Source organism: Providencia sp. PROV197 (assembly GCF_028479625.1).
In the GTDB taxonomy this organism is placed as follows: Bacteria; Pseudomonadota; Gammaproteobacteria; order Enterobacterales; family Enterobacteriaceae; genus Providencia; species Providencia vermicola.
In genome coordinates this window covers 1-20517 of sequence record NZ_JAMPNZ010000002.1, presented here as the reverse complement: position 1 = coordinate 20517, position 20517 = coordinate 1, and the positions used below count along the sequence as shown (strand labels likewise).

The 20517-nt window shown below is 41.9% G+C and carries 21 protein-coding genes; 13 read left to right on the top strand and 8 right to left on the bottom strand.

Annotated elements, in window-relative coordinates:
- Complete coding sequence (locus PR808_RS01500) at window positions 1–345, top strand: hypothetical protein (protein ID WP_272538529.1); 345 nt, start codon at window positions 1–3, stop codon at window positions 343–345.
- A gap of 8 nt (window positions 346–353) precedes the next feature.
- Here the strand turns inward: PR808_RS01500 and PR808_RS01495 are convergent, their stop codons facing one another.
- The gene (locus PR808_RS01495) at window positions 354–983 is read right to left on the bottom strand and encodes a TetR/AcrR family transcriptional regulator (protein ID WP_206084091.1); all 630 of its coding nucleotides are present in this window, start codon (window positions 981–983) and stop codon (window positions 354–356) included.
- 198 nt (window positions 984–1181) lie between these two features.
- Between PR808_RS01495 and PR808_RS01490 the strand changes: the two genes are divergently transcribed.
- From PR808_RS01490 to phoH, 4 genes are all read left to right on the top strand, one after another.
- Entirely contained in the window at window positions 1182–1994 is an 813-nt protein-coding gene (locus tag PR808_RS01490; protein WP_272538528.1) for a threonine/serine ThrE exporter family protein, read from the top strand.
- Window positions 1985–2455 carry a threonine/serine exporter gene (locus PR808_RS01485; protein ID WP_206084092.1) on the top strand — a complete coding sequence of 157 codons (471 nt, stop codon included), beginning with the start codon at window positions 1985–1987 and terminating at the stop codon, window positions 2453–2455. Before PR808_RS01490 ends, PR808_RS01485 begins: the two co-directional genes overlap by 10 nt.
- A gap of 291 nt (window positions 2456–2746) precedes the next feature.
- Window positions 2747–3718 carry an endonuclease gene (locus PR808_RS01480; RefSeq protein WP_375084308.1) on the top strand — a complete coding sequence of 324 codons (972 nt, stop codon included), beginning with the start codon at window positions 2747–2749 and terminating at the stop codon, window positions 3716–3718.
- A gap of 477 nt (window positions 3719–4195) precedes the next feature.
- The gene (gene phoH / locus PR808_RS01475; protein WP_206084094.1) at window positions 4196–4981 is read left to right on the top strand and encodes a phosphate starvation-inducible protein PhoH; all 786 of its coding nucleotides are present in this window, start codon (window positions 4196–4198) and stop codon (window positions 4979–4981) included.
- Between the two features lie 76 nt (window positions 4982–5057).
- Here phoH and zinT read toward each other — a convergent pair whose 3' ends face one another.
- The 5 genes from zinT to PR808_RS01450 all read right to left on the bottom strand — a co-directional run bounded on the left by zinT (window position 5058) and on the right by PR808_RS01450 (window position 9537).
- Window positions 5058–5717 (bottom strand): metal-binding protein ZinT, encoded by a 660-nt coding sequence (zinT, locus tag PR808_RS01470; RefSeq protein WP_272538527.1) that lies wholly within the window; start codon window positions 5715–5717, stop codon window positions 5058–5060.
- 180 nt (window positions 5718–5897) lie between these two features.
- On the bottom strand, window positions 5898–6743 hold the full coding sequence (locus PR808_RS01465; RefSeq protein ID WP_375083526.1) for a siderophore-interacting protein: 846 nt from the start codon (window positions 6741–6743) through the stop codon (window positions 5898–5900).
- Window positions 6744–7063: 320 nt separating this feature from the next.
- Complete coding sequence (locus PR808_RS01460) at window positions 7064–7243, bottom strand: DUF2474 domain-containing protein (protein WP_206084097.1); 180 nt, start codon at window positions 7241–7243, stop codon at window positions 7064–7066.
- Window positions 7200–8210 carry a cytochrome d ubiquinol oxidase subunit II gene (gene cydB, locus PR808_RS01455; RefSeq protein WP_206084098.1) on the bottom strand — a complete coding sequence of 337 codons (1011 nt, stop codon included), beginning with the start codon at window positions 8208–8210 and terminating at the stop codon, window positions 7200–7202. Before cydB ends, PR808_RS01460 begins: the two co-directional genes overlap by 44 nt.
- On the bottom strand, window positions 8200–9537 hold the full coding sequence (locus PR808_RS01450; RefSeq protein ID WP_272538526.1) for a cytochrome ubiquinol oxidase subunit I: 1338 nt from the start codon (window positions 9535–9537) through the stop codon (window positions 8200–8202). Before PR808_RS01450 ends, cydB begins: the two co-directional genes overlap by 11 nt.
- Before the next feature lie 244 nt (window positions 9538–9781).
- Between PR808_RS01450 and PR808_RS01445 the strand changes: the two genes are divergently transcribed.
- Window positions 9782–11206: an aminotransferase-like domain-containing protein gene (locus tag PR808_RS01445; RefSeq protein ID WP_206084100.1), complete on the top strand. Its 1425-nt coding sequence runs from the start codon at window positions 9782–9784 to the stop codon at window positions 11204–11206.
- 96 nt (window positions 11207–11302) lie between these two features.
- Window positions 11303–11869, top strand: coding sequence for a HutD/Ves family protein (locus PR808_RS01440; RefSeq protein WP_272538525.1), 567 nt, complete (start codon window positions 11303–11305; stop codon window positions 11867–11869).
- Here the strand turns inward: PR808_RS01440 and PR808_RS01435 are convergent.
- Window positions 11866–12477, bottom strand: a complete 612-nt coding sequence (locus PR808_RS01435) for a LysE family translocator (RefSeq protein WP_272538524.1) — start codon at window positions 12475–12477, stop codon at window positions 11866–11868. The two genes, PR808_RS01440 and PR808_RS01435, sit on opposite strands and share 4 nt — an antisense overlap.
- Before the next feature lie 164 nt (window positions 12478–12641).
- Between PR808_RS01435 and PR808_RS01430 the strand changes: the two genes are divergently transcribed.
- Window positions 12642–13109 carry an Lrp/AsnC family transcriptional regulator gene (locus tag PR808_RS01430; RefSeq protein ID WP_225818287.1) on the top strand — a complete coding sequence of 156 codons (468 nt, stop codon included), beginning with the start codon at window positions 12642–12644 and terminating at the stop codon, window positions 13107–13109.
- Between the two features lie 3 nt (window positions 13110–13112).
- Here PR808_RS01430 and PR808_RS01425 read toward each other — a convergent pair whose 3' ends face one another.
- The gene (locus PR808_RS01425; RefSeq protein WP_272538523.1) at window positions 13113–13655 is read right to left on the bottom strand and encodes an RNA 2'-phosphotransferase; all 543 of its coding nucleotides are present in this window, start codon (window positions 13653–13655) and stop codon (window positions 13113–13115) included.
- A 748-nt stretch (window positions 13656–14403) separates the two neighbouring features.
- Here PR808_RS01425 and PR808_RS01420 point away from each other — a divergent pair.
- The 5 genes from PR808_RS01420 to PR808_RS01400 are packed head-to-tail and all read left to right on the top strand — an operon-like array spanning window position 14404 to window position 20466.
- Complete coding sequence (locus PR808_RS01420) at window positions 14404–15768, top strand: radical SAM protein (RefSeq protein ID WP_272538522.1); 1365 nt, start codon at window positions 14404–14406, stop codon at window positions 15766–15768.
- The gene (locus PR808_RS01415; RefSeq protein ID WP_272538521.1) at window positions 15758–16441 is read left to right on the top strand and encodes a TorD/DmsD family molecular chaperone; all 684 of its coding nucleotides are present in this window, start codon (window positions 15758–15760) and stop codon (window positions 16439–16441) included. The genes PR808_RS01420 and PR808_RS01415 overlap by 11 nt, the downstream gene beginning before the upstream one ends.
- A gap of 29 nt (window positions 16442–16470) precedes the next feature.
- Window positions 16471–19053, top strand: a complete 2583-nt coding sequence (locus tag PR808_RS01410) for a molybdopterin-dependent oxidoreductase (RefSeq protein WP_272538520.1) — start codon at window positions 16471–16473, stop codon at window positions 19051–19053.
- 13 nt (window positions 19054–19066) lie between these two features.
- Window positions 19067–19609, top strand: a complete 543-nt coding sequence (locus tag PR808_RS01405) for a DMSO/selenate family reductase complex B subunit (RefSeq protein ID WP_206084107.1) — start codon at window positions 19067–19069, stop codon at window positions 19607–19609.
- A gap of 11 nt (window positions 19610–19620) precedes the next feature.
- Complete coding sequence (locus PR808_RS01400) at window positions 19621–20466, top strand: dimethyl sulfoxide reductase anchor subunit family protein (RefSeq protein WP_206084108.1); 846 nt, start codon at window positions 19621–19623, stop codon at window positions 20464–20466.
- Window positions 20467–20517 lie beyond the last annotated feature (51 nt).

Below are 20517 nucleotides of genomic sequence, written 5' to 3'. Positions count from 1 at the left end.
ATTCCATCCACAATGGATGAAACACGTTTATGGCTAGAGGAAATGGACTTATTATTAGCACGAAGGGCACAGTTTACCTTAGTATATCCGCCAACAGCACCAAAAGATAAACCATCAGCAGAGGATATCGAAAGCATGAAATATGTACGTCGTTGGCTAAAGCATGCTAAAGAACCTATGGAACAACATTGTCGTGCGATGGTAGTGACATTGCAGCCCGATGGGAGTGATAAAGAAGAAAAAGAACGCCTAGCGCCGATGCTATCTGCATTGTATGGCCCAGAGGTGTTATTGGCGAAGGATATTTATACAGCGAAAATACAAGCTCAAGCTCTTTTAGCTTGATGGAAAGGTTAAGCGCTTATTTTTCGAATATAGCTAGCGATGATATCAACAGAAAGTACAATTTGTTGGTTGATAAATTCATCGCTGGGTTTGAAGTTTTCAACACAAAATGTCGTGATGAATACATCCGCTTTGATCATTTCCAAAAATCGTGATGAAATAGGTAATAATGTTTTTTCATCGACAGTTACTTCAGGTAATTCAAGGAGTTTTTGGGTCAGTAAACGGTAGCTTTTTACAGGGCCTTGTTCGAAAAATGCTTGGCTGATTTCAGGAAAACGGTTGTACTCTCCAAGGATCAATCGGTATAAGCTAATGGATTGTGGTTTAAGTACACTGATCAAGAACTGTGAGCCATAAAAAGCCAGTACAGATTCAATGGTAGTAAAATGTGGTACTTTTTCGTTTGGTTCTGAGAAAATTTCATCAATCATATCAGCAATAACTGCAGCAAATAATCCTTCTTTATCCCCAAAGTTTTTATAGAGTGTAGAGCGAGATCCGCCAGCACGTTCAATCACCATGTCCAAAGTTGCTCCCTCAAAACCATATTGTAGGAATACCTCAGCTGCCGCTGTAATAATCGCTTGATGGCGGCGTCTGCCTTTTGGTGTTTTGGCTGCAAGGGCGTTATTCATGAATGATTGATCCTATCATTTTGTTTGAATAATGAAATAAAGTAGCAATTTTGCCAAAAAAGTTTAAACCATAGGCTCTGAATCACAGATTTACCTGAAAGAGATCATGATTTAAGCTGATAGTTGGCTTTATGATATTTGTAAAGACTAACATGTTTAAGTGAATTTCTGAATGCTTGTCATAATCTTGGGGGCGCAATGGCGGGATGTATGTTAAATGGGCACAGTTTAACAGAGGGAGATTCTGTTGAAATGCAACGGGAAATCACTCGGCTATGCATCGAATGCGGCTTATTATTGTTGCAACATGGTGCTGAGAGCATGTTAGTGGAACAATTGACAACGCGATTAGGCATTGCACTTGGTGCTAGTCAAGTGGACAGTGCTATTTCGTCTAACTCTTTAGTTTTAACGACAATTATTGATGGCCGCTGTTTAACCTCAACACGACGAATTATTGACCGTGGTATTAATATGCATGTGGTGACAGAAGTACAACATGCCGTAATATTAGTTGAACATCATTTATTAGACAGAAAACAGTTACAAAAGAAACTGTCTTCTATAAAACCATTACGTTACCCACGTTGGTTGATGGTGCTAATGGTTGCGTTGTCCTGTGCATGCTTTAGTAAACTCAATGGCGGTGGTTGGGAAAGTGCCTTAATTACATTCTTAGCCAGTGGTTGTGCAATGTATATTAGGCAGGTTTTAACCTCTCACCAAATGAACCCGTTGATCAATTTTTGCATTACTGCCTTTGTTGCTACCTCAGTTTCAGGGCTATTACTCAAAATTCCTTATCTGGCGGTGACAGAAACCATTTCGATGGCAGCGAGTGTCTTGTTGCTTGTACCAGGCTTCCCGTTGATTAATGCGGTTGCAGACATGTTTAAAGGGCATGTGAATACAGGTTTAGCACGCTGGACAATGGCAAGTTTACTCACACTCGCAACCTGTATTGGTGTGGTACTAGCCATGACTATCTGGAATTTAAAAGAATGGGCATAGAATTTCTATTAGTGTTAATCGAAAAAATGGTGTTGGCCGCTATTCCTGCCGTTGGCTTTGCCATGGTGTTTAATGTCCCTGTGCGGGCACTTAAATACTGTGCTTTGCTCGGTGCGATTGGCTATGGGTTTAGAATGATATTGATGGCGCTAGGGCTACAAATTGAATGGGCCAGTTTTCTCGCCGCGATTTTAATTGGCATCATTGGTATCCAATGGTCCCGCTGGTGGTTAGCTCATCCAAAAGTATTTACGGTTGCTGCGGTGATCCCTATGTTTCCTGGTATTAGTGCCTATGTGGCGATGATCTCTGTGGTGAAGCTTTCCCAATTTGGTTATAGCCCTGAGTTAATTGAGGTTTTAGTGACAAACTTCTTAAAAGCTTCTTTTATTGTGGGGGCATTATCCATCGGCATTTCATTGCCTGGGCTGTGGCTATACCGTAAACGCCCAAGTGTGTGATATTCAATAAAGCTAAGGGATGTTTTTGCTCTGAAGCAGGCTACCGCTTGGCGTTATTAATGATAAAAAACACCGATAATAACTAACATGAACTATTAAATTTGCAGAAAATCCGAAGGTGTAATTATTCAATAAAAATAGGCAATCGCTGATACCATAAATGTTTTTATTTGATTAGAATGTACGATATTTTCTATATGCATTAGAGTGTTAGAAATAACACTAACGTATTTATATTAATTTTTCGCTTATATTCTGATTAGTGGTGTTATTTTGAAACAATCCAGTTTTTTGTCTTTCTTCCGTTTTATTCTGTCTTTCTTTCTATTTTTACCATTTTCCTTTTCTTTTGCAGCACCTAGCTCATTCACCCAAGCGAAAGTGCTCAGCAAAACTCAAGTCTATTCCGATCAAAGTCAACAAGGGGAAGGAACGATTTACTGTGGCTGTCAGTGGGAGTGGGTAGGCAAAAGTGGTGGGCAAGTGGATTTAATCTCTTGTGGCTATCAGGTACGCAAACAGCAAAGCCGTGCCGAACGTATAGAGTGGGAACATATTGTCCCTGCATGGGTATTCGGTCATCAGCGCCAATGTTGGCAGAATGGTGGGCGGAAAAATTGTGTTTCGACAGACCCTGTTTTTGCTCGTATGGAAGCTGATTTGCATAACCTGGCGCCTTCCATTGGTGAGGTAAATGGAGATAGAAGCAATTTTAGTTTCGGTCAATTATCCCCAAATACCCCGTATCCATATGGAATGTGTCGTAGCCGTGTCGATTTTAAACAAAAAGTCTTTGAGCCCCGTGATGAGGTGAAAGGGCAGGTTGCTCGTGTCTATTTTTATATGCATGACCGTTATAATTTATCCATGTCACGTCAGCAACAGCAACTCTTGATGGCATGGGATAAAAAATTCCCACCAAACCTGTGGGAACGTACCCGTGATGAACGTATTGCTAAAGTAATGGGGCACCATAATCCATTTGTGACAGGGCAAAAACAGTGGAGCTTAAACCATAAAAATGGGGGGGAAGGTGTGAAGATTTTTCCATCTTCAACTGTAATATTGCCTAAACAGTCTGAAAAACAAACTAACTTAGCAATTTCAGCTGAAATTAAAGGTAATAAAAATTCCAAAAAGTATCATTTCTCCCATTGTTCTGGTTTTAAGACATTATCAGATAAAAATGCAATCATGTTTTCTAACGAAAATGCGGCCCAAGAAGCGGGTTATCACCTGGCTGGTAACTGCAAGCCACGTTAATGGTCATTTAAACGCCAATAACGAATTGATTATTGGCGTTTTTTTTAGTGAAAGTTTGATGTGACAAATAAAACACAAAAATGTGTTAAAAAAATGTTGCTTTCTGAAAAAAATTAGCGCTATATTTAGGGAAAGTAAAAACTGCAATAAAAACAGCGCCTCATTGAGTCACAAAAAATATTGCAGTTTGTCATATTAGTGTCATACAGATTCATTAGTTTAACGGTATCGCTGTCACAGGAGAAACTAATGGGAAGTCAGTATTTATTAATACGAACACAAGACCGGTTAGCCTCCATCATGAAATTGTCATGGTGAGATGACTAACCGGTTTTTTTATGGCCCGTTAAAAAGAAAGAGGATTGAACCACATTACACCGTTTTATCGTTAACTAAGAGCTTGAAGGGAGCTCCTCTCTGTTCTGAATAGTTAGTCATCTGAAATTGACATCACTGATACCTGGAAGGGTTAATACTATGAGTAGACAGAAAGCTGCAACAAAAGCACGTCGTGAAATGAAACGCTCATCACGTAAAGAACGTTCTGGTCGGTTTGACATGAATAACGTTGCGTCCTTCGCTGAACTGACAGGCATTGAGCCTATTGGTATGGCAAAGGAACGTCGTGATGGCTCACCAATCCTGCCACGAAATGAAGCTCAGAAGCTCTATATTAATTCGATTAAACACAAACAGTTAATTTTTGCCAATGGCGAAGCAGGCTGTGGTAAAACCTTCATCAGTACCGCGCTGGCCGCAGATGCCTTATTTAATAAAGATATCAGCAAGATCATTGTGACAAGGCCTGTTCTTCAGGCGGAAGAAGACCTTGGTTTTTTACCTGGGGATATGTCTGAGAAATTTGCCCCCTATTTTCGCCCTGTATACGATGTTCTAGCCAAAAGGTTAGGGAGTTCATTTCTACAATATTGCTTGCGTCCTGAAATTGCGAAAGTTGAAATCGCGCCATTTGCGTATATGCGTGGTCGAACTTTTGAAAATGCCATTGTGATTTTAGATGAGGCGCAAAATGTCACTGTCACCCAAATGAAGATGTTTTTAACGCGTTTGGGGGAAAATGTCACGGTTATTGTTAACGGGGATGTGACTCAGTGTGACTTACCTGATGGGGTGCAGTCTGGTCTTGCGGATGCGTTACAACGTTTCAGCAGTGATGAAATGGTCTCGATGGTGAACTTTACCATTGATGATTGTGTGAGATCTCAATTGTGCCATAAAGCACTATTAGCCTATAACGACTAATTCATTTGCCTTAAGAGTGATGAAAATATGCCCCATAAGTGATTACTGGGGCATATTTTTTATTAGTCACTGATGATTAATGGTACAGCATTTCGTGGACGATTTGCTCATCGGTTAATGAATAAGGGTAATAGGTTGGCCAATTGTCTAATTGTCCCAGGAGTTTTTCTTGTGATTCATTCCCCATATATAAGTGGAAATGGCCTGACGTTTGCGGCTCGATAATATGGTCGCTAAATTGAATGTATTTTGGCGCTTTGGATTTAGCATCTTGGCACTCAAACAGGTAGCGAACGCCTTTTTTGCCCGAAGTATAATGTAAAATTTTATAGCCTGAATACGCATATTGACAGCTATTGACGACACCGTTTTGGGTAAATTCAATCACATTATTTTCGATGCCAATACTGTCAACATCTGTGGCGTAGCCTTTTTTATAGTAAGCGCGGTATTCTTCAACGGTTTTATCTTTATTTTTCTGTGCTTTGCTTTCTAAAACAGCATCTAACTTACCATTTAATAATAATGGATTTACTGACTCCCATACGCCTTGCCAATCGTTTAACGAGCGGTCTTTGACATCTGAATCTTCAAAGATGCCTTTTGAGGCTTGAAGGGCTTTTTCCGATTGCGGATGTGCATGGCTATGTGAACCGTGTGCGATAGCAGAAAAACTGCTAATGGCAAAAACTGCGCTAAGCGCTGTATTTAATAATGTGTGTTTATGCACTGTCATTTCCTATTTTGATAATGTTCAGATTTATTATGTTATAACATAACATTTGCCGCAATAAAAAAATGCGCAAGATAGCGTGATACGATGCAAGTAAACTCAAAAAGTGGGCAGGAAACAGGTAGGGAAACGCTTATCAGCGATAATGCAACTGATAAGCGTTGAGGGTAATTTAAAACTTAATTAATCGTCAGGGTTATCCATTACAGCATGGCGTTCATGGTGATAACCTTCTTCATCATAGCCGTGGCGCCAGTATGGAATAGCATAGATATCATCACGGCCAAACCCTTTTTCACGACGAACAAAACGGCGTAAATCACGAATTATTTGGTCTTCACCCGCTATCCAAAATGCACAATCTGTGGCAGGAATATCCCACGATTTAAATGTGCTAATTAATTCAGCAGTTTTGCTGATATCACCACAAATCCAAATGATTTCAACTTGAGCAGGTTTTTTAAGTGGGCGTACATCCGCTGGGTTATCCATGCGTAGTACCACCTTTCCTTGGGCATCTGCTGGCATTTTTTCTAATAATGCGGCAATAGCAGGCAGTGAACTGGAGTCCCCCGCCATAAAATAGTGTTTTCGACTTGGTAGTAGTGGATCTGGACCACCAGGATTGGTGATCCCCATCCAATGACCAGGTTTGGCATCGCGGGCAAATAAATAGGCAGGCCCTGTCGCACCGTCATGCATGGCAAATTCAATATCGATTTCACTGACATCAGGGCGAATCGCTCTAACGGTATAGGTGCGCACAAATGGGCGAGGTTTATCTTCAGGCCAGCTACGGCCTTCTTTACTAAGGATAGGCAGAGCGGGTTGGCTGGTTAAGTCAGGGGCTAAAAAGATTTTTAAGTGCCCACCTTCGCTATTGGTTGGGTAGTCTGCAAGCTTTTCACCCGTAAAAGTGATGCTGCGAATGGAGGGGCTGACATCAGTAATGGATTTAACTTGAATAAGCTGCGGTGGCGCCGGGCGATAGATATTTTTTTCAACGGATTGTTCAGTAGCCACGGACATTCTCCTTCATTAATGATAATTTTATTATTTGGTAACTATTATCATTATCATATCACGTATATTAATTATATAACTATCTATATTCACCCCATTTGTTTCACATAAAACAATAAAAAGTGCCTTAGGTATTAACATAAGGCACTCAGACTGCTGACAAACCGATTAGGTTTGGCTGCAGGTTGGATAGGTTTTGAAAATAGACGAGGAAAATCAATTTATTGATTTTCGGCTGATAACACAAAGCAGGAAAAACCACGCTTTTATCCTGCGTTGTCAACAACCTCAGTGCCTTAGGTATTAACATAAGGCACTTAAGTTATCTACTTCACTTTCATCCCTGCGGCGGTCATCATCAATTTAAACACGGAAGAGAAAGCAAACAGTGCTAATACACTTCCTAGCCAAATTAGTGCCATCCAACCGAGTTTTTTCCACCAAGGGGAGGTTACGGCGGTATCAATGGTAGCCTTGGTCTGGGGTAATTTTTCCTCTGAAGACATAGTAACTCCAATAGGTATAAACCAAAATAACAGGAATAATGAATAACGCGCCCACTAACATAAAGCCTAAACTTTCAGAGGGGCCCGCGGCGTCACGGAAGCTAATTGCTGGTGGGATTAATGTTGGCCAGATACTGATCCCCAGGCCTGTAAAGCCGAGGAATATCAACATCAAGGCAGATAAGAATGGAACGCTATCATGCTGCTGGCGCTTTGCACTTTTTAAGATTAGCCATGTACAACCCAGAACCAGTAATGGAACAGGCAAGAAGAAGAACAGATTGGGCAGTGTGAACCAGCGATCAAAAATGGCTTGATTGAGCATCGGTGTCCACAAGCTGATAACCGCTATCACTGCAACCATTAATAAGGTCAATGGGCGCAGAATACGGTACATGGTACGGCGTAGATGCCCTTCGGTTTTCATGATTAGCCAGCCACAAGCTAGTAAAGCATAAGCAACAACTAAGCCAAAACCACAAAACAGTGGGAAGGGGGCAAACCAATCAAAGTAGCCGCCCATAAAGGTACGGTTTTCCACGTGGAAGCCTTGGATAAAAGCACCCACGACGACGCCTTGAACAAATGTCGCGAAAATAGAGCCCCAAATGAACGCGTGATCCCAATGGCGGCGGTGAGATTCATCCGCTCTAAAGCGAAATTCAAATGCCACACCACGGAAAATCAAGGCTAACAGCATAAAAGTTAGCGGTATGGATAACGCATCTAACACAATGGCGTAGGCAAGCGGGAATGCACCAAATAAAGCAGCACCGCCGAGCACAAGCCACGTCTCGTTACCATCCCAAACGGGGGCAACGCTGTTCATCATTAAGTCACGGTCTTGGCTATCTTTTAGGGCGGGATAGAGAATACCGATACCCAAATCGAAGCCATCCATCACGATATACATCAACATACTAAATACGATGATGACAAACCAAATGAGAGGTAAATCAATGCCCATGAGCTGCGTCCTCCGAGATACCTTTACGAATTAATTTCATCATGTACATGTAGCCGATACCGAATACGCCACCGTAAACCACAAAGAAGGCGATTAAACTGATGCTCATGTGCATTTCACCGTGGGCACTGACGGCATCTGAGGTGCGCTGCAAACCGTACACCACCCAAGGTTGGCGACCAATTTCCGTCGTAAACCAGCCCGCTAAGATAGCAATCAAGCCAGAGGGTGCCATGACGAACATAAATCGCAGGAATGTTTTGGACTCATACAGGTTTTTACGGTAACGAAGCCATAAGCCCCAAACCCCTGCGGCTATCATTAATAAGCCTAAACCGACCATTACACGGAACGACCAAAACACCATGAATACATTTGGTCGGTCTTCTGGTGCGTATTCTTTTAATGCAGGCACTTGTTTATCAATGCTGTGAGTTAAAATTAGGCTCGCAAGGTACGGAATTTCGATGGCATATTCGGTTTTTTCTTTCTCTTGGTTTGGAATACCAAACAAAATAAGCGGTGTGGCTTCACCAGGTTTATTTTCCCAGTGGCCTTCCATTGCAGCAACTTTAACAGGTTGATGTTTCAGCGTATTTAAGCCGTGCGCATCACCAATTAACGCTTGGACAGGTGCTAAAACTAAAATCAACCACAACGACATGGAGAACATCTTCTTCATTGCGCTGGATTTATTGCCTTTGAGTAAATGCCATGCCGCAGATGCACCAATAAAGAATGCCGCAGCAAGGAATGCAGCCGTCGTCATGTGCAATAAACGATATGGGAAAGAAGGGTTGAAGATCACCGCTAACCAATCAACGGGGACGATACGGCCATCGATGATTTCGAAACCTTGTGGTGTTTGCATAAAACTGTTAGATGCCAAAATCCAGAATGTGGAAATAATGGTACCTAGCGCGACCATGCAGGTAGCAAAAAAGTGCAGTTTTTCACCGACACGGTTCATGCCAAACAACATGACACCGAGGAAACCCGCTTCAAGGAAGAAGGCGGTTAACACTTCATATGTGAGTAACGGGCCTGTGATCCCGCCTGCAAAGTCTGAAAAGAAACTCCAGTTAGTACCGAATTGGTATGCCATTACCAATCCTGATACCACGCCCATTCCGAAGTTAACCGCAAAAACTTTTGTCCAAAAATGGAACAGTTTTATATAGTCTTCGTCACGTGTTTTTAGCCATAAGCCTTGTAGCACCGCAAGAAAGCTTGCGAGCCCAATAGTAATGGCCGGAAAAATAATATGGAACGAGACCGTAAACGCAAATTGTATACGGGCAAGCTCCAGCGCAGTTAGTCCAAACATATTGACCCCTGAGTGGATATGTTAATGGCACGCTGCATTTAAAGCCTTGGTGATCACAATCGAGGCGCTTATCCCTAGCAAAATAAATTGCTCACACCGGAATGCTAAGTATCGCAATCCGACTAAAAATGTTTTGTGCTTATAGTTAAAAAAGTCAGGTGAATGTGTGGATAAGTAGAACATGAGACGATAAACTATAATAGTAACAATTATCGGGATATTAACTATAACAGTTGAGGCGGCTATGACGAGATATGAACAGTTAGCAGCGCAAATTCGTCAACAAATTGAAGACAATATTTGGCAAGTTGGTGACAGATTACCTTCACTGAGGGAAAGTGTTAAGCAATCAGGTCTCAGTTTAATGACCGTGGTGCAAGCATATCAATTACTTGAAAGCCAAGGTTGGGTCGCCGCACGTCCACAATCTGGATACTATGTGGCCAACCGAAATAACGCCTTTGCAGCGGCAAAAGGGGGAAAAGGGCTCCACTTAAATGAGAATGTAGAAATTAACGCTTCAATATTTGGGGTATTACAAGCTTGTAAGGATCCCGATATTATCCCATTTGGCTCTGCTTTTCCAGAACCTGCGTTATTAGATGACCCTAAACTCGCTAAATCATTGGCATCCGTCGCGAGGCGTTTATCCAAATTTAATACACCCGCTAACTTACCGCCAGGAAATGAGCAATTACGTCGTAATATTGCCCAGCGTTATGCGACACAAGGTATCCATGTCGCTCCAGATGAAATTGTGATTACTGCAGGTGCGATGGAATCGCTGGTGTTAAGTTTGCAGTCAGTGACCCAACCTGGAGATTGGGTCGTTATTGAATCTCCCGCATTTTATGGGTCATTGCAGGCGATTGAACGGTTAAAACTCAAAGCGATCGCGATTAAAACTGACCCTTTATTTGGTATCGATCTTGATGCATTAGAGGACATTGCCGACAAATACCCGATTAAAGCTTGTTGGTTGATGACGCATTATCAAAACCCATTGGGTGGCACAATGCCGCAAGCCAATAAAAAGCGGTTGGTGGATATTTTAAATAAACACCAAATTGCATTAATTGAAGATGATGTTTATGGTGAATTGTATTTTGGCAACAAACAACCCATTCCTGCCAAAGCGTTAGATACTAAAGGGCACTTTTTCCACTGTTCATCATTTTCCAAATGTTTGGCTCCTGGGTATCGTGTGGGGTGGGTGGCTGCGGGGCATCATGCAACCAAAATCCAGCATTTGCAGATGATGAGTACGGTGTCAGCAAGTGTTCCCACACAGCTCGCTATTGCTGAGTACCTCTCTTTAGGGGGGTACGACAGTCACTTACGTAAATTGCGAGTCACCATGGAACAACGACAGCATCAGATGCTAGGGGCAATAGCGAAGTATATGCCGTCCTCGGTAAAAGTGAATATGCCTAAAGGTGGTTACTTTTTATGGTTAGAATTTGAGCCGCCGTTTAATGCAATTCGCTTATATCAATTAGCATTAAAAGAAGGTATCAGCATTGCACCAGGCAGTATGTTTTCGACCAGTGATCAGTTTAACCATGCATTTCGCTTAAATGCCTCTTTTACATGGACTGAGCGTATTGAAGAGGCGATGAAAACATTAGGTCGATTATGTCACCAATTAATTAAAGAGAAGCGCGATTAGTCACATTATCGTTGTAAATTCATTGCCTTGAAAGATTAACTTTGCGACTCTAAGTACACATCTAAAACAGTGAATGACAACGTTTTGGGAGGTAATGTGAAAATTAAATGTTTTGATATCACTGATTTGCCACATCTCAAATGGAATGATGGAGGAGGGGCCAGCCAAGAAGTTTTTTGCTGGCCCGTGGCTTCAGATTATTCATTACGTGCAAGCATCGCGACGATTAATCAAGATAGCTACCTTAAACGCTACGCTGAAGGTGAAAGGTTAGTTATTTTGCTCCATAACCAAGAAATAACATTAACCGATAATAAAAATTTTACGCAGCGGTTGAGCCATGTTGGTGAGCATGCTCAATTTTCAGCTCAGCAATATGCGGCGATCAATGTGAGCCAGCCGAATACACAGCTATTGAATTTTATTTTCCGCGCGGATCGCTGGGTGGTAAAAAGCGCTTTAGTGACTGAGACGTGTAAACTGCCGAACAATCAAGCTGGTCTAGTTTTTGTACGACGTGGCGAATGGGCTGTGTCTGGCGGGAGCTGTAACCGAATGGTGGTTGGTCAAGGCGGTTGGTGGTTGCCGGATATCGGCGAGGGTGAAGTGACCCCCCTTAATGCCAATAGCCAGCTGATTTATATTGAACTATTACCACGTTAACTTGCCGCTAATCCTATAGCTGCAAAGGTTAACAAGCCACCTGCAACGCCTTCTGTAATGCGGCGTTTATTGTCGTTATAACCTTGTTTTTTATGCATGGAAGCAAACAACATCCCAATAACGCCATAAATCACCACACAAGACACAATAAAAGTGGCAGAAAGGATTAGCGATTGAATCGCAACACTTTCGTTCAACTGAATAAAATTAGGTAAGATTGCAAAATACACCAGTAAGCCTTTAGGGTTTAAAAAACTGGTTAAAAATGCCTTACCAATCACCGCTTTATTCGATACTTTTTGTATTTTGACTTCATTGGCTTTCATTGCAGACATGATCATCCGAGCAGCGAGGTATGCTACATAGGCAACACCAACCCATTTTATTGTATGAAACACCATTGGTGAGGTTGCAACAATTGCAGCAAGGCCAAGTGCCGCCAGTATCGCATGGGTTACATAACCTAAAATAATCCCTAAATTAGCCTTCCAAGCGGCACTTGGCCCACCTGAAAGCCCCTGTGCTGAAATAAATAAAATATCAGGGCCTGGTGTGCAAATCAGTGGGATCACTGTAGCACTGAATAATGCTAATGTGTGTAACTCCATAGAATGACCTCTTTGATTTTATTGTTGATGAGGCAACTGGCCAGCTGCGTAAAAATTATAACGACAATGCAGTAGTATAGGGTTGTTTTATTGCTTGAAAATAACAATAAATTAGCATTGAATATCAATAAATATTAATAAGTGAGCTTTAGGTTTCAATAAAAATGAATATGATAAAACTCGATGCCATTGATAGACGTATTTTACAGGTGCTACAACGTGATGGAAAAATACAGAATGTTGAGCTGGCTAAAGAGGTTGGGCTTTCCCCGTCTCCTTGTTTGCGTCGTGTAAAATTGCTCGAAGAGGCGGGAGTGATAAAACGTTATGTGGCGGTACTTGATGGCGCCAAAATAGGCGCGGGGTTGTCGTTATTTGCGCGCATTTGGTTTAAAACACAGGATGCTAAGACCATTAATCAGTTTGTTGAGGATATTAAACAGATGCCTGAAGTGGTGGAATGCCATCTGATGGCGGGTGAGTGTGATGCATTAATCCGCATTGTCACTCAAGACCTTGCTTCATATCGCCGTTTTCATGCGGATCATTTAACACAAATAAACAGTATCCAAAGTATTAAGACCGAAGTCCCCATGGAAACGGTTAAGGTCACATATGCGTTGCCACTTTAGCTATTACGGTTGGATAAATTTGGCGGGAACATGTTCAGTTAACCAAACGTGGTTATCTGATAAGTAAAATAGATAACCTGATTCCACCATTTTTTGGGCTTCAATTACCAAAACGATGGGCTTGCCGTGCCGTGCTCCTACATTGGTTGCCGTCTCTGTGTTGTCCGACAAATGCACATGATGACGATTACCCGCTAATAACCCTTGTTGTCTAATTGAATCGACAAAACGTATTGCGGTTCCATGATAAAGAAACTCTGGGGGTGTTTGCGAAATGTGATTGAGATTAACTTGTTGAGTTGAATGGCCTTGTGCGGCGCGGATCATGGTATGTTCAGTATTGAAGGTGAACCTTTTTTTATTATTATTCTCAACTATATACTCTAATATTTCACGGGTGAGCTTTTTCCCGTGGCGGTTGGCTTGTAATAATAAATCATCAACACTAACCCAACCATCTTGATCGAGAGTGAGTGCAATGGCTTCAGGTTTGTGGCGTAAAACGTAGCTTAAAAATTTACTAAATTGAATTGTTTTGTCTTGCATATACTGCCTGTTAATAATATTTATTTCCTTTAAGTTTAATTTAATTAATGACTAAGCGTGATTAATCGATGAAATCATAACGAAACCATACAATAAAAACGATGTAAATAATCCTAAAGTATTTTTTATGTTGAAAAATAATTCATGGTGAAAATTATTTTTTCTAATCAATTAAAGACCTGTATCTGATTATTGAGATAACGGTGGCTCAAATTAATTAAAAATATTTTCGATTAAATTTAAGCGTAGGATTAAAAATGAAATAGGTGGCATTAATGAGAGTGATTATCTATTAGTTTGAAATTTAATGTTACATTTTGAAAAAGAATCATTCATTTTAAATATTAGACTAAATATTATTTTTCTTGATGTTTTTAACACTATTTTTATTTGATGTGTAAATTGTTATATAACCATTCGTAATGGGATTATGTGATGGTTTGTTGTAATGCTTTGAGTATATAAGATTTTTTTTAATTGATAACTGAGGGGAAGTACACTGAAATAGAAATTTTTGTTGATCCTGCGCAATTTCATTTTGCTTTAATTATTTATACTGGGATTATTAATATAGCAAATGATAGATAATTTTAATTTGTAGTTAAAATAAAACTAATCTCACCAAAGATTCAGTGCATACATCTGTTGTTCAGCTATCAATATCAGTCAAATAATTAGGCGATCACTGCCTACTATATTTTATCACAACATAGCTAATAAAACGGTATCCCTTATTAAAGGTAATTTAATGATCTATCCGATAACAGATAGCACTCTGTCCACACTCAAAAATGATAAATTTTCACGCTATGCTATGCGCTATTTAGTGATTGAGAAAAAGACGCAATCTGCTATTTCAGCGTATGGTTTAGATTTTGAAATTCCTTTTTCACAGCAAACTGAAATTCAACAACTGAAAAATGAGCTGAAAACATTAGGGGCAATCTTTGCGAATAATGGCAAAAGTATTCATTGCGGGTGGCTTTCTAGCGCTTGTGTACAGTGCCGAACGGGGGAAGGGAGCCACACGACATTTTTGTCGTTAAAATGTCACCGTGATTGCTATTTCTGCTTTAATCCTAATCAAGAAAATTATGAAGGTTTTCAACGGGAGATGCGCGATGCAATAGGCGAGGTAGACGCTATTGCAGAGCAAAACTATCCATTATCCCACATCGCACTAACGGGCGGGGAACCGCTGTTATTTCGTGAAGAAAGCATTCAATTCTTTCAACGTGTACAGCAAAAGTTACCGCAAGTTCATACCCGTTTATATACCGCAGGTGACCCGCTAGACCGCACTACGGCCCTTTCATTAGCGAAGGCAGGCCTGCAAGAGGTGCGTTTTAGCATCAAAATTGATGATTCAAAAGAACGCATTGAAAAAGTTTTACGCCGTATCGCCTTAGCCCGCGAAATTTTCCCTATAGTGATGGTGGAAATGCCCGTGATCCCCAATACTGAAGAGCAAATGTATCAGCTGCTGATGCAGTTAGATGATATTGGAATTGATGGTATCAATTTATTAGAGTTCTGCTTTCCCCTGACTAATAGCCATGAATACAAATCCCGCAATTTTAACCTAAAAAACCCACCCTATGAGGTGTATTACAACTATTGGTATGCAGGAGGGCTTGCGGTTGCTGATAGCGAGTTAGCTTGCTTACGTGTACTAAAATTTGCGCTAGAAAAGCGTTTATCTCTCGGCGTGCATTATTGCTCTTTAGAGAATAAACATACGGGGCAGGTGTACCAAAATAACGCATTTTTTCAGCATGATGAGCAGGTGATGGGCCCATATTATTTTTTCTCTACAAAGGATTATTTTTTCAAAAGTGCCAAGGTGTTTGGCGATGACTGCGAGAAAGCGGCTCATTATTTAAAACAAGCCAATGTGCCTTTTCAACATGAATTGCTTCACGGTTTTTTGCAATTCAACCCTGAATCGATTCTGTATCTACAGACGCTAGCAAATCTCCCTATCGCACTCACTTCTCATATTGTTGAGCCAGATGAAAATGGCGATCCATTGATTAAAGAAGTGCGTATTGAATTAACCACACCCACTGAATTTTTATTGACCGACATACAGGGAGGTTCCTGTGAAAAATGAAAACCCCATTTTAGATTTTTTGTATGGGAGGCAGTTTGCTTATGACGTATTGCGTCGCTTACTCATGGAAGAGCCAACGCCTGAATTACTGCAATATTTGTGTGAAGGGGGATTGGCGCTATTCCCTTGTGAAGACCATTTGCCAGTGATGGCTGATGCGGTTAGTGCAATGGAAATAGACTTACAAGCACGCAGCTTACAAGCGGGTACAGATGGCTTTGAGGATTTACATTGGGACTTCACACGCTTATTTATTGGGCCAGATGCGCCTGCAGCAGCACCATGGGAGTCCACTTATGTCTCACGAGACAAACTGTTATTCCAAGAAAGCACCCTTGCAGTGAAATCATTCTATCAAAAATATGGATTTGAATTAGGACAGAAAGAATTCGAAGCTGCGGATCATATTGGCTATGAGCTGGATTTTATGTGGAACCTCAGCCAGAAAATTGTTGAGCTTACCGATTTAGAACCTGAGCTCACTGACGAATCAAAAGCGTTATTGCAGGTATCGTCTTTATTCTTAAATGACCACCTATTGGCGTTTATTACTCCATTTTGCCGTGACCTGCATAACCATGCGAACACCCCATTTTACCGCCAATTGAGTGCACTGTTAGAACCCTTTTTGCGAAATGATCAAAATAAAATCAATGAATTAGTCAATTTATAATAATAAAACGAAAGGAAGAGGTAAGAGCAATGTCAGAAAGACAGAAAATAGCCTTAAGTCGTCGTTCATTTCTAGCATGGACTTCGGCAGCATCGGTAATGGCCACATTACCGCTGAGTAAACGGCTTTACGCATCCACACCAGAGGAAGAAAAAGCGATTGTACAAGCGACGGATACTATCACCAAAGGGAAATGGAAGCCCGTTGCGTGCTGGCATAACTGTGGCGGGCGTTGTGTGAATAAAGCGTTGGTGGTAGATGGTGTGGTAGTGAGGCAAAAAACGGATGATGTGGTTGCTGACTCCCCCGATTTTCCACAGCAACGAGGCTGTTTGCGTGGGCGTTCTCAGCGTAAGCAGGTTTTTGGTGCGGATCGCTTAAAATACCCAATGAAACGTAAAGGCTGGGCACCAGGTGGCGGTGATAAAAGCTTGCGTGGACGTGACCAATGGGTGCGTATCAGTTGGGATGAAGCCCTTGATATTGTCGCCTCAGAATCGAAACGTATTAAAGAAAAATATGGCAAGGAATCGATTTGGATCACGGGTGGAAACGGTGTTGATATCCAAAATGTGTACGCCAAAGCAGGTGGTTTTGTTGGGGATTGGGGAACTACCTCATGGGGCGCTTGGTTTGAAACGCCTGCTCACCTCGGTTTATTGGAAGGCTTTTATACTTTTGGTACCAATGACCGCTTTGATATGCGCAACTCGCAGCTCATTGTTATGTGGGGGGCGAATCCTGCATGGAGTAGCCCTGGAAGCCCAACCTATAACTATTATCAAGCTAAAAAAGCAGGTGCACGTTTTATCAGCATCGACCCAAGCTATACCACGACGGCTGAACTAATGGATGCGGATTGGTATCCCATCAACCCTGGCACCGACCATGCACTTGCATTGGGTATCATGTATGCACTGTTAGAAATGGATAGTCCAGAAAACCCATTAATTGATTGGGAATTTTTACGCCGTTGTACTGTGGGCTTTGATGAAAAAAACATGCCCGCAGGTGCAGATCCAAAAGGTAATTTTAAAGATTATTTATTAGGCACTTATTCAGGTGAACCAAAAACCCCTGAGTGGGCAGCGAATATTTGTGGGTTATCAGTGACAGATATTCGAACATTAGCCCGTGAAATCGGGGGTACAAACCGCGTTGCTTTACTGACGGGCTGGGCTCCTGCACGTATCCATAATGGAGAGGGCTGGGTTCAAGCATTCTCAACATTGGGCTTTATGACGGGACATATGGGGCGCCCAGGGCGTATGACGGGGGTGAGTTGTCATTTTGCTGCGGGAAATAACGGCACACGCTTAGTGATGGCAGGCGCAAGTGGTTTACCATCCATCCCCAACCCTGTGAGTTTGAAAATCAACCATAATGAACTCAATCGTGCATTGCTGGAGAAAAAATTCCGCCAGCGCGGAGTGGGAGATGTGGATGCGAATATTCAAATGATCATTCACCCATTCAATGCGACATTGCAGACGCGTGCAAATATTACTCAAAGTATTGAAGCCTATCGAAAAGATGTCGAACTCGTGGTAACAGCAGCTTATGTGCCACATACCTGTGCAAAATACTCTGATATCGTCTTGCCTGTTACCACAGAATGGGAGCGCGAAGGGACGATTTTAAACCCAAGTAACCGTGAAGTTATTATTGCCGCCGTGAATGTGACCCCGCCACTTTATGAGGCAAAAAGTGATCAATGGATTGCCAAAGAACTGGGCAAACGCCTTGGGATCAATGTGGATGAAGTCTTCCCTGTTTCAGAAAAACAACAGTTTTTCAATAAACTTAATGGGGCAACCATTATCGGGGAAGATGGTCAGACTAAAGAGCCTCTGCTCACGATTACCCAAGCAGATATCGATGAATGGCAAGTCACAGGGAAACCACAGCAAGGTCGTTTAACGTTAAATGAGTTCCTAACTGTTGGTAAATATCAAGTGCAGCGCACGCAAGAAGATAATTACGGTTACATTGCTTACGAAGATTTTATTCGTGACCCGCAAGCGAATCCTCGCCCAACACCGAGTGGTAAGTTTGAAATTTATTGCCAAACATTGGTGGAAAAAGCCGATGAATGTGGTTGGACGAAATTACCGCCAATTCCTGAATATATTCCTTCAGCTAGCGGTTATGAGGCGAGTTTTAAAGACTTTGCCAAAAAAGAGAAAGGGGATTATCCATTCCAAATTTATAACCCACACTATTTACGTCGTTCACACAGTACGTTAGATAATGTGCCGTGGCTACGTGAGCAGTGGCCAAGTCCGATCTATATCAATGCCTCTGATGCTAAACGTTTAGGAATTAAGCATGGCGAAACGGTATTGATTAGCAGCCCTCACGGAAAAATTGTCCGCCCAGCGCTAGTCACGCAAACCATGAAACCAGGGGTAGTTGCATTACCTCATGGTAGCTGGACGGATGTGGATGAAAAAACAGGGATAGATATGGCTGGTGCAGATAATACGCTGACGATCCAAGTCCCAACAGGGTTAGGAACATCAGGGTGGAATACCATGTTATGTAACATCGAAAAATGGGATGGTGACCAGTTAGTCCCTGATGTTGCAATTCCACAGCGTATTATTTTTTAAGGGGCAATGAATAATGGATAAACAAGTCGGATTTTATATCAATGTTGCCACCTGTATTGGTTGTAAAACCTGTGTTGTGGCATGTAAAGATAAAAATGACCTTGAGGTTGGGCGTAATTTTCGCCGTGTGTACGATATCGAAGTGGGTGAATATCCCCGCCCACATCGTTGGCATTTATCTATTGCGTGTAATCATTGTGATGACCCGCAATGTGTTAGCCACTGTCCAACAACGGCTATGCACAAACGTGAAGAAGATGGCGTTGTCTTGGTTGACCACGATAAATGTGTCGGTTGCCGTTATTGTACATGGGCTTGCCCGTATGAAGCCCCACAATTTGATGCCAGCATCGGCATGATGACCAAGTGTGATACCTGTATTGATTTACGCGAGCAGGGGGGGAACCCAATGTGTGTCGATTCTTGCCCAATGCGTGCAATAGAGTTTGGCTTGATAAGCGAATTGCGCAAAAAATACGGGACCAATGCGGATATTGATGGCCTGCCAAGTTCAAGCATCACCAAACCCAACCTTGTTGTTGGCACGAAAGGATAAGGAGAATTATCATGCATGAATTTCCATTGGTGATTTTCACCTTATTTATGCAAGCATCAGTAGGCTGCTTGGTTGTTTCGTTGCTGTGCTATTGTCGTATCCTTGAAGGAAATGAAAAAAAGCAACTTATTAAAAAGCCCGTAGTTGCGAGTTTTGTTTTAGGGTGCGTAGGGTTATTGGGCTCATTGTTTCATATGGGTAATCCATTACACATGTTTTACACCATGGTCCATGTTTCTAGTTCTTGGATGAGCCGTGAAGTATGGGCAACCGCGATTTACATGGCATTGTTATTTTTGAGCACAGCCTTGTTATTACTCAAAAATAAAGCGAATAGTGCATTATTAGTTCTCAGCGCTATCGCGGGCTTGGTGTATATGTATGCCATGTCGGCGCTGTACGCAAACACGCTCTTTAACTTGTGGGGTGGTTTATTTACTTACGCCAGTTTCTTTGGGGCAGTGTTATTGGTTGGCGGTGTGATTGCGGCTTCATTGCTAGTGGGTGGCCTGCGTTCTTTGGGTAAAGAGGATCAACTTAAGCGAGTGGTAAAAGCTTCATTAGGTGTGGGTGTAGTGGGGATATTATTGATGTTACTCGGTGCATTGTCATTACTGAGCAATATCGGTGAGCCAATTTATATGGGCATGACCCCGCGTGAATTGCCTGAAGGATTACTTAGCCTGAGTATTGCCCGTGTGGCGTTAATCGCAGTAGGCGTTCTGTTTGTTGGTCGTTTGTTGTGCCAAAAATCAAGCCAATCAACGAATGCAACATTAGTCATGTCATTTGCTGTGTTATGTATTTTTGCTAGTGAAGCTGTGGGGCGCGTCGTATTTTTCTCTCTCGGAGGTTAATTTTAACTCTTGAGTTATTTGAAATCCGAAGGTAACCCCTTCGGATGGAGG

What these genes read in the sequence shown, in the direction of transcription:
- cydB (WP_206084098.1), bottom strand. Translation starts at nt 8,210, where the DNA reads ATGGGCATTGATTTACCTCTCATTTGGTTTGTCATCATCGTATTTAGT.
- PR808_RS01410 (WP_272538520.1), top strand. Translation starts at nt 16,471, where the DNA reads ATGTCAGAAAGACAGAAAATAGCCTTAAGTCGTCGTTCATTTCTAGCA.
- PR808_RS01490 (WP_272538528.1), top strand. Translation starts at nt 1,182, where the DNA reads ATGGCGGGATGTATGTTAAATGGGCACAGTTTAACAGAGGGAGATTCT.
- zinT (WP_272538527.1), bottom strand. Translation starts at nt 5,717, where the DNA reads ATGACAGTGCATAAACACACATTATTAAATACAGCGCTTAGCGCAGTT.
- PR808_RS01495 (WP_206084091.1), bottom strand. Translation starts at nt 983, where the DNA reads ATGAATAACGCCCTTGCAGCCAAAACACCAAAAGGCAGACGCCGCCAT.
- PR808_RS01465 (WP_375083526.1), bottom strand. Translation starts at nt 6,743, where the DNA reads ATGTCCGTGGCTACTGAACAATCCGTTGAAAAAAATATCTATCGCCCG.
- PR808_RS01425 (WP_272538523.1), bottom strand. Translation starts at nt 13,655, where the DNA reads ATGCAAGACAAAACAATTCAATTTAGTAAATTTTTAAGCTACGTTTTA.
- PR808_RS01450 (WP_272538526.1), bottom strand. Translation starts at nt 9,537, where the DNA reads ATGTTTGGACTAACTGCGCTGGAGCTTGCCCGTATACAATTTGCGTTT.
- PR808_RS01420 (WP_272538522.1), top strand. Translation starts at nt 14,404, where the DNA reads ATGATCTATCCGATAACAGATAGCACTCTGTCCACACTCAAAAATGAT.
- PR808_RS01400 (WP_206084108.1), top strand. Translation starts at nt 19,621, where the DNA reads ATGCATGAATTTCCATTGGTGATTTTCACCTTATTTATGCAAGCATCA.
- PR808_RS01445 (WP_206084100.1), top strand. Translation starts at nt 9,782, where the DNA reads ATGACGAGATATGAACAGTTAGCAGCGCAAATTCGTCAACAAATTGAA.
- PR808_RS01430 (WP_225818287.1), top strand. Translation starts at nt 12,642, where the DNA reads ATGAATATGATAAAACTCGATGCCATTGATAGACGTATTTTACAGGTG.
- PR808_RS01485 (WP_206084092.1), top strand. Translation starts at nt 1,985, where the DNA reads ATGGGCATAGAATTTCTATTAGTGTTAATCGAAAAAATGGTGTTGGCC.
- phoH (WP_206084094.1), top strand. Translation starts at nt 4,196, where the DNA reads ATGAGTAGACAGAAAGCTGCAACAAAAGCACGTCGTGAAATGAAACGC.
- PR808_RS01435 (WP_272538524.1), bottom strand. Translation starts at nt 12,477, where the DNA reads ATGGAGTTACACACATTAGCATTATTCAGTGCTACAGTGATCCCACTG.
- PR808_RS01405 (WP_206084107.1), top strand. Translation starts at nt 19,067, where the DNA reads ATGGATAAACAAGTCGGATTTTATATCAATGTTGCCACCTGTATTGGT.
- PR808_RS01460 (WP_206084097.1), bottom strand. Translation starts at nt 7,243, where the DNA reads ATGTCTTCAGAGGAAAAATTACCCCAGACCAAGGCTACCATTGATACC.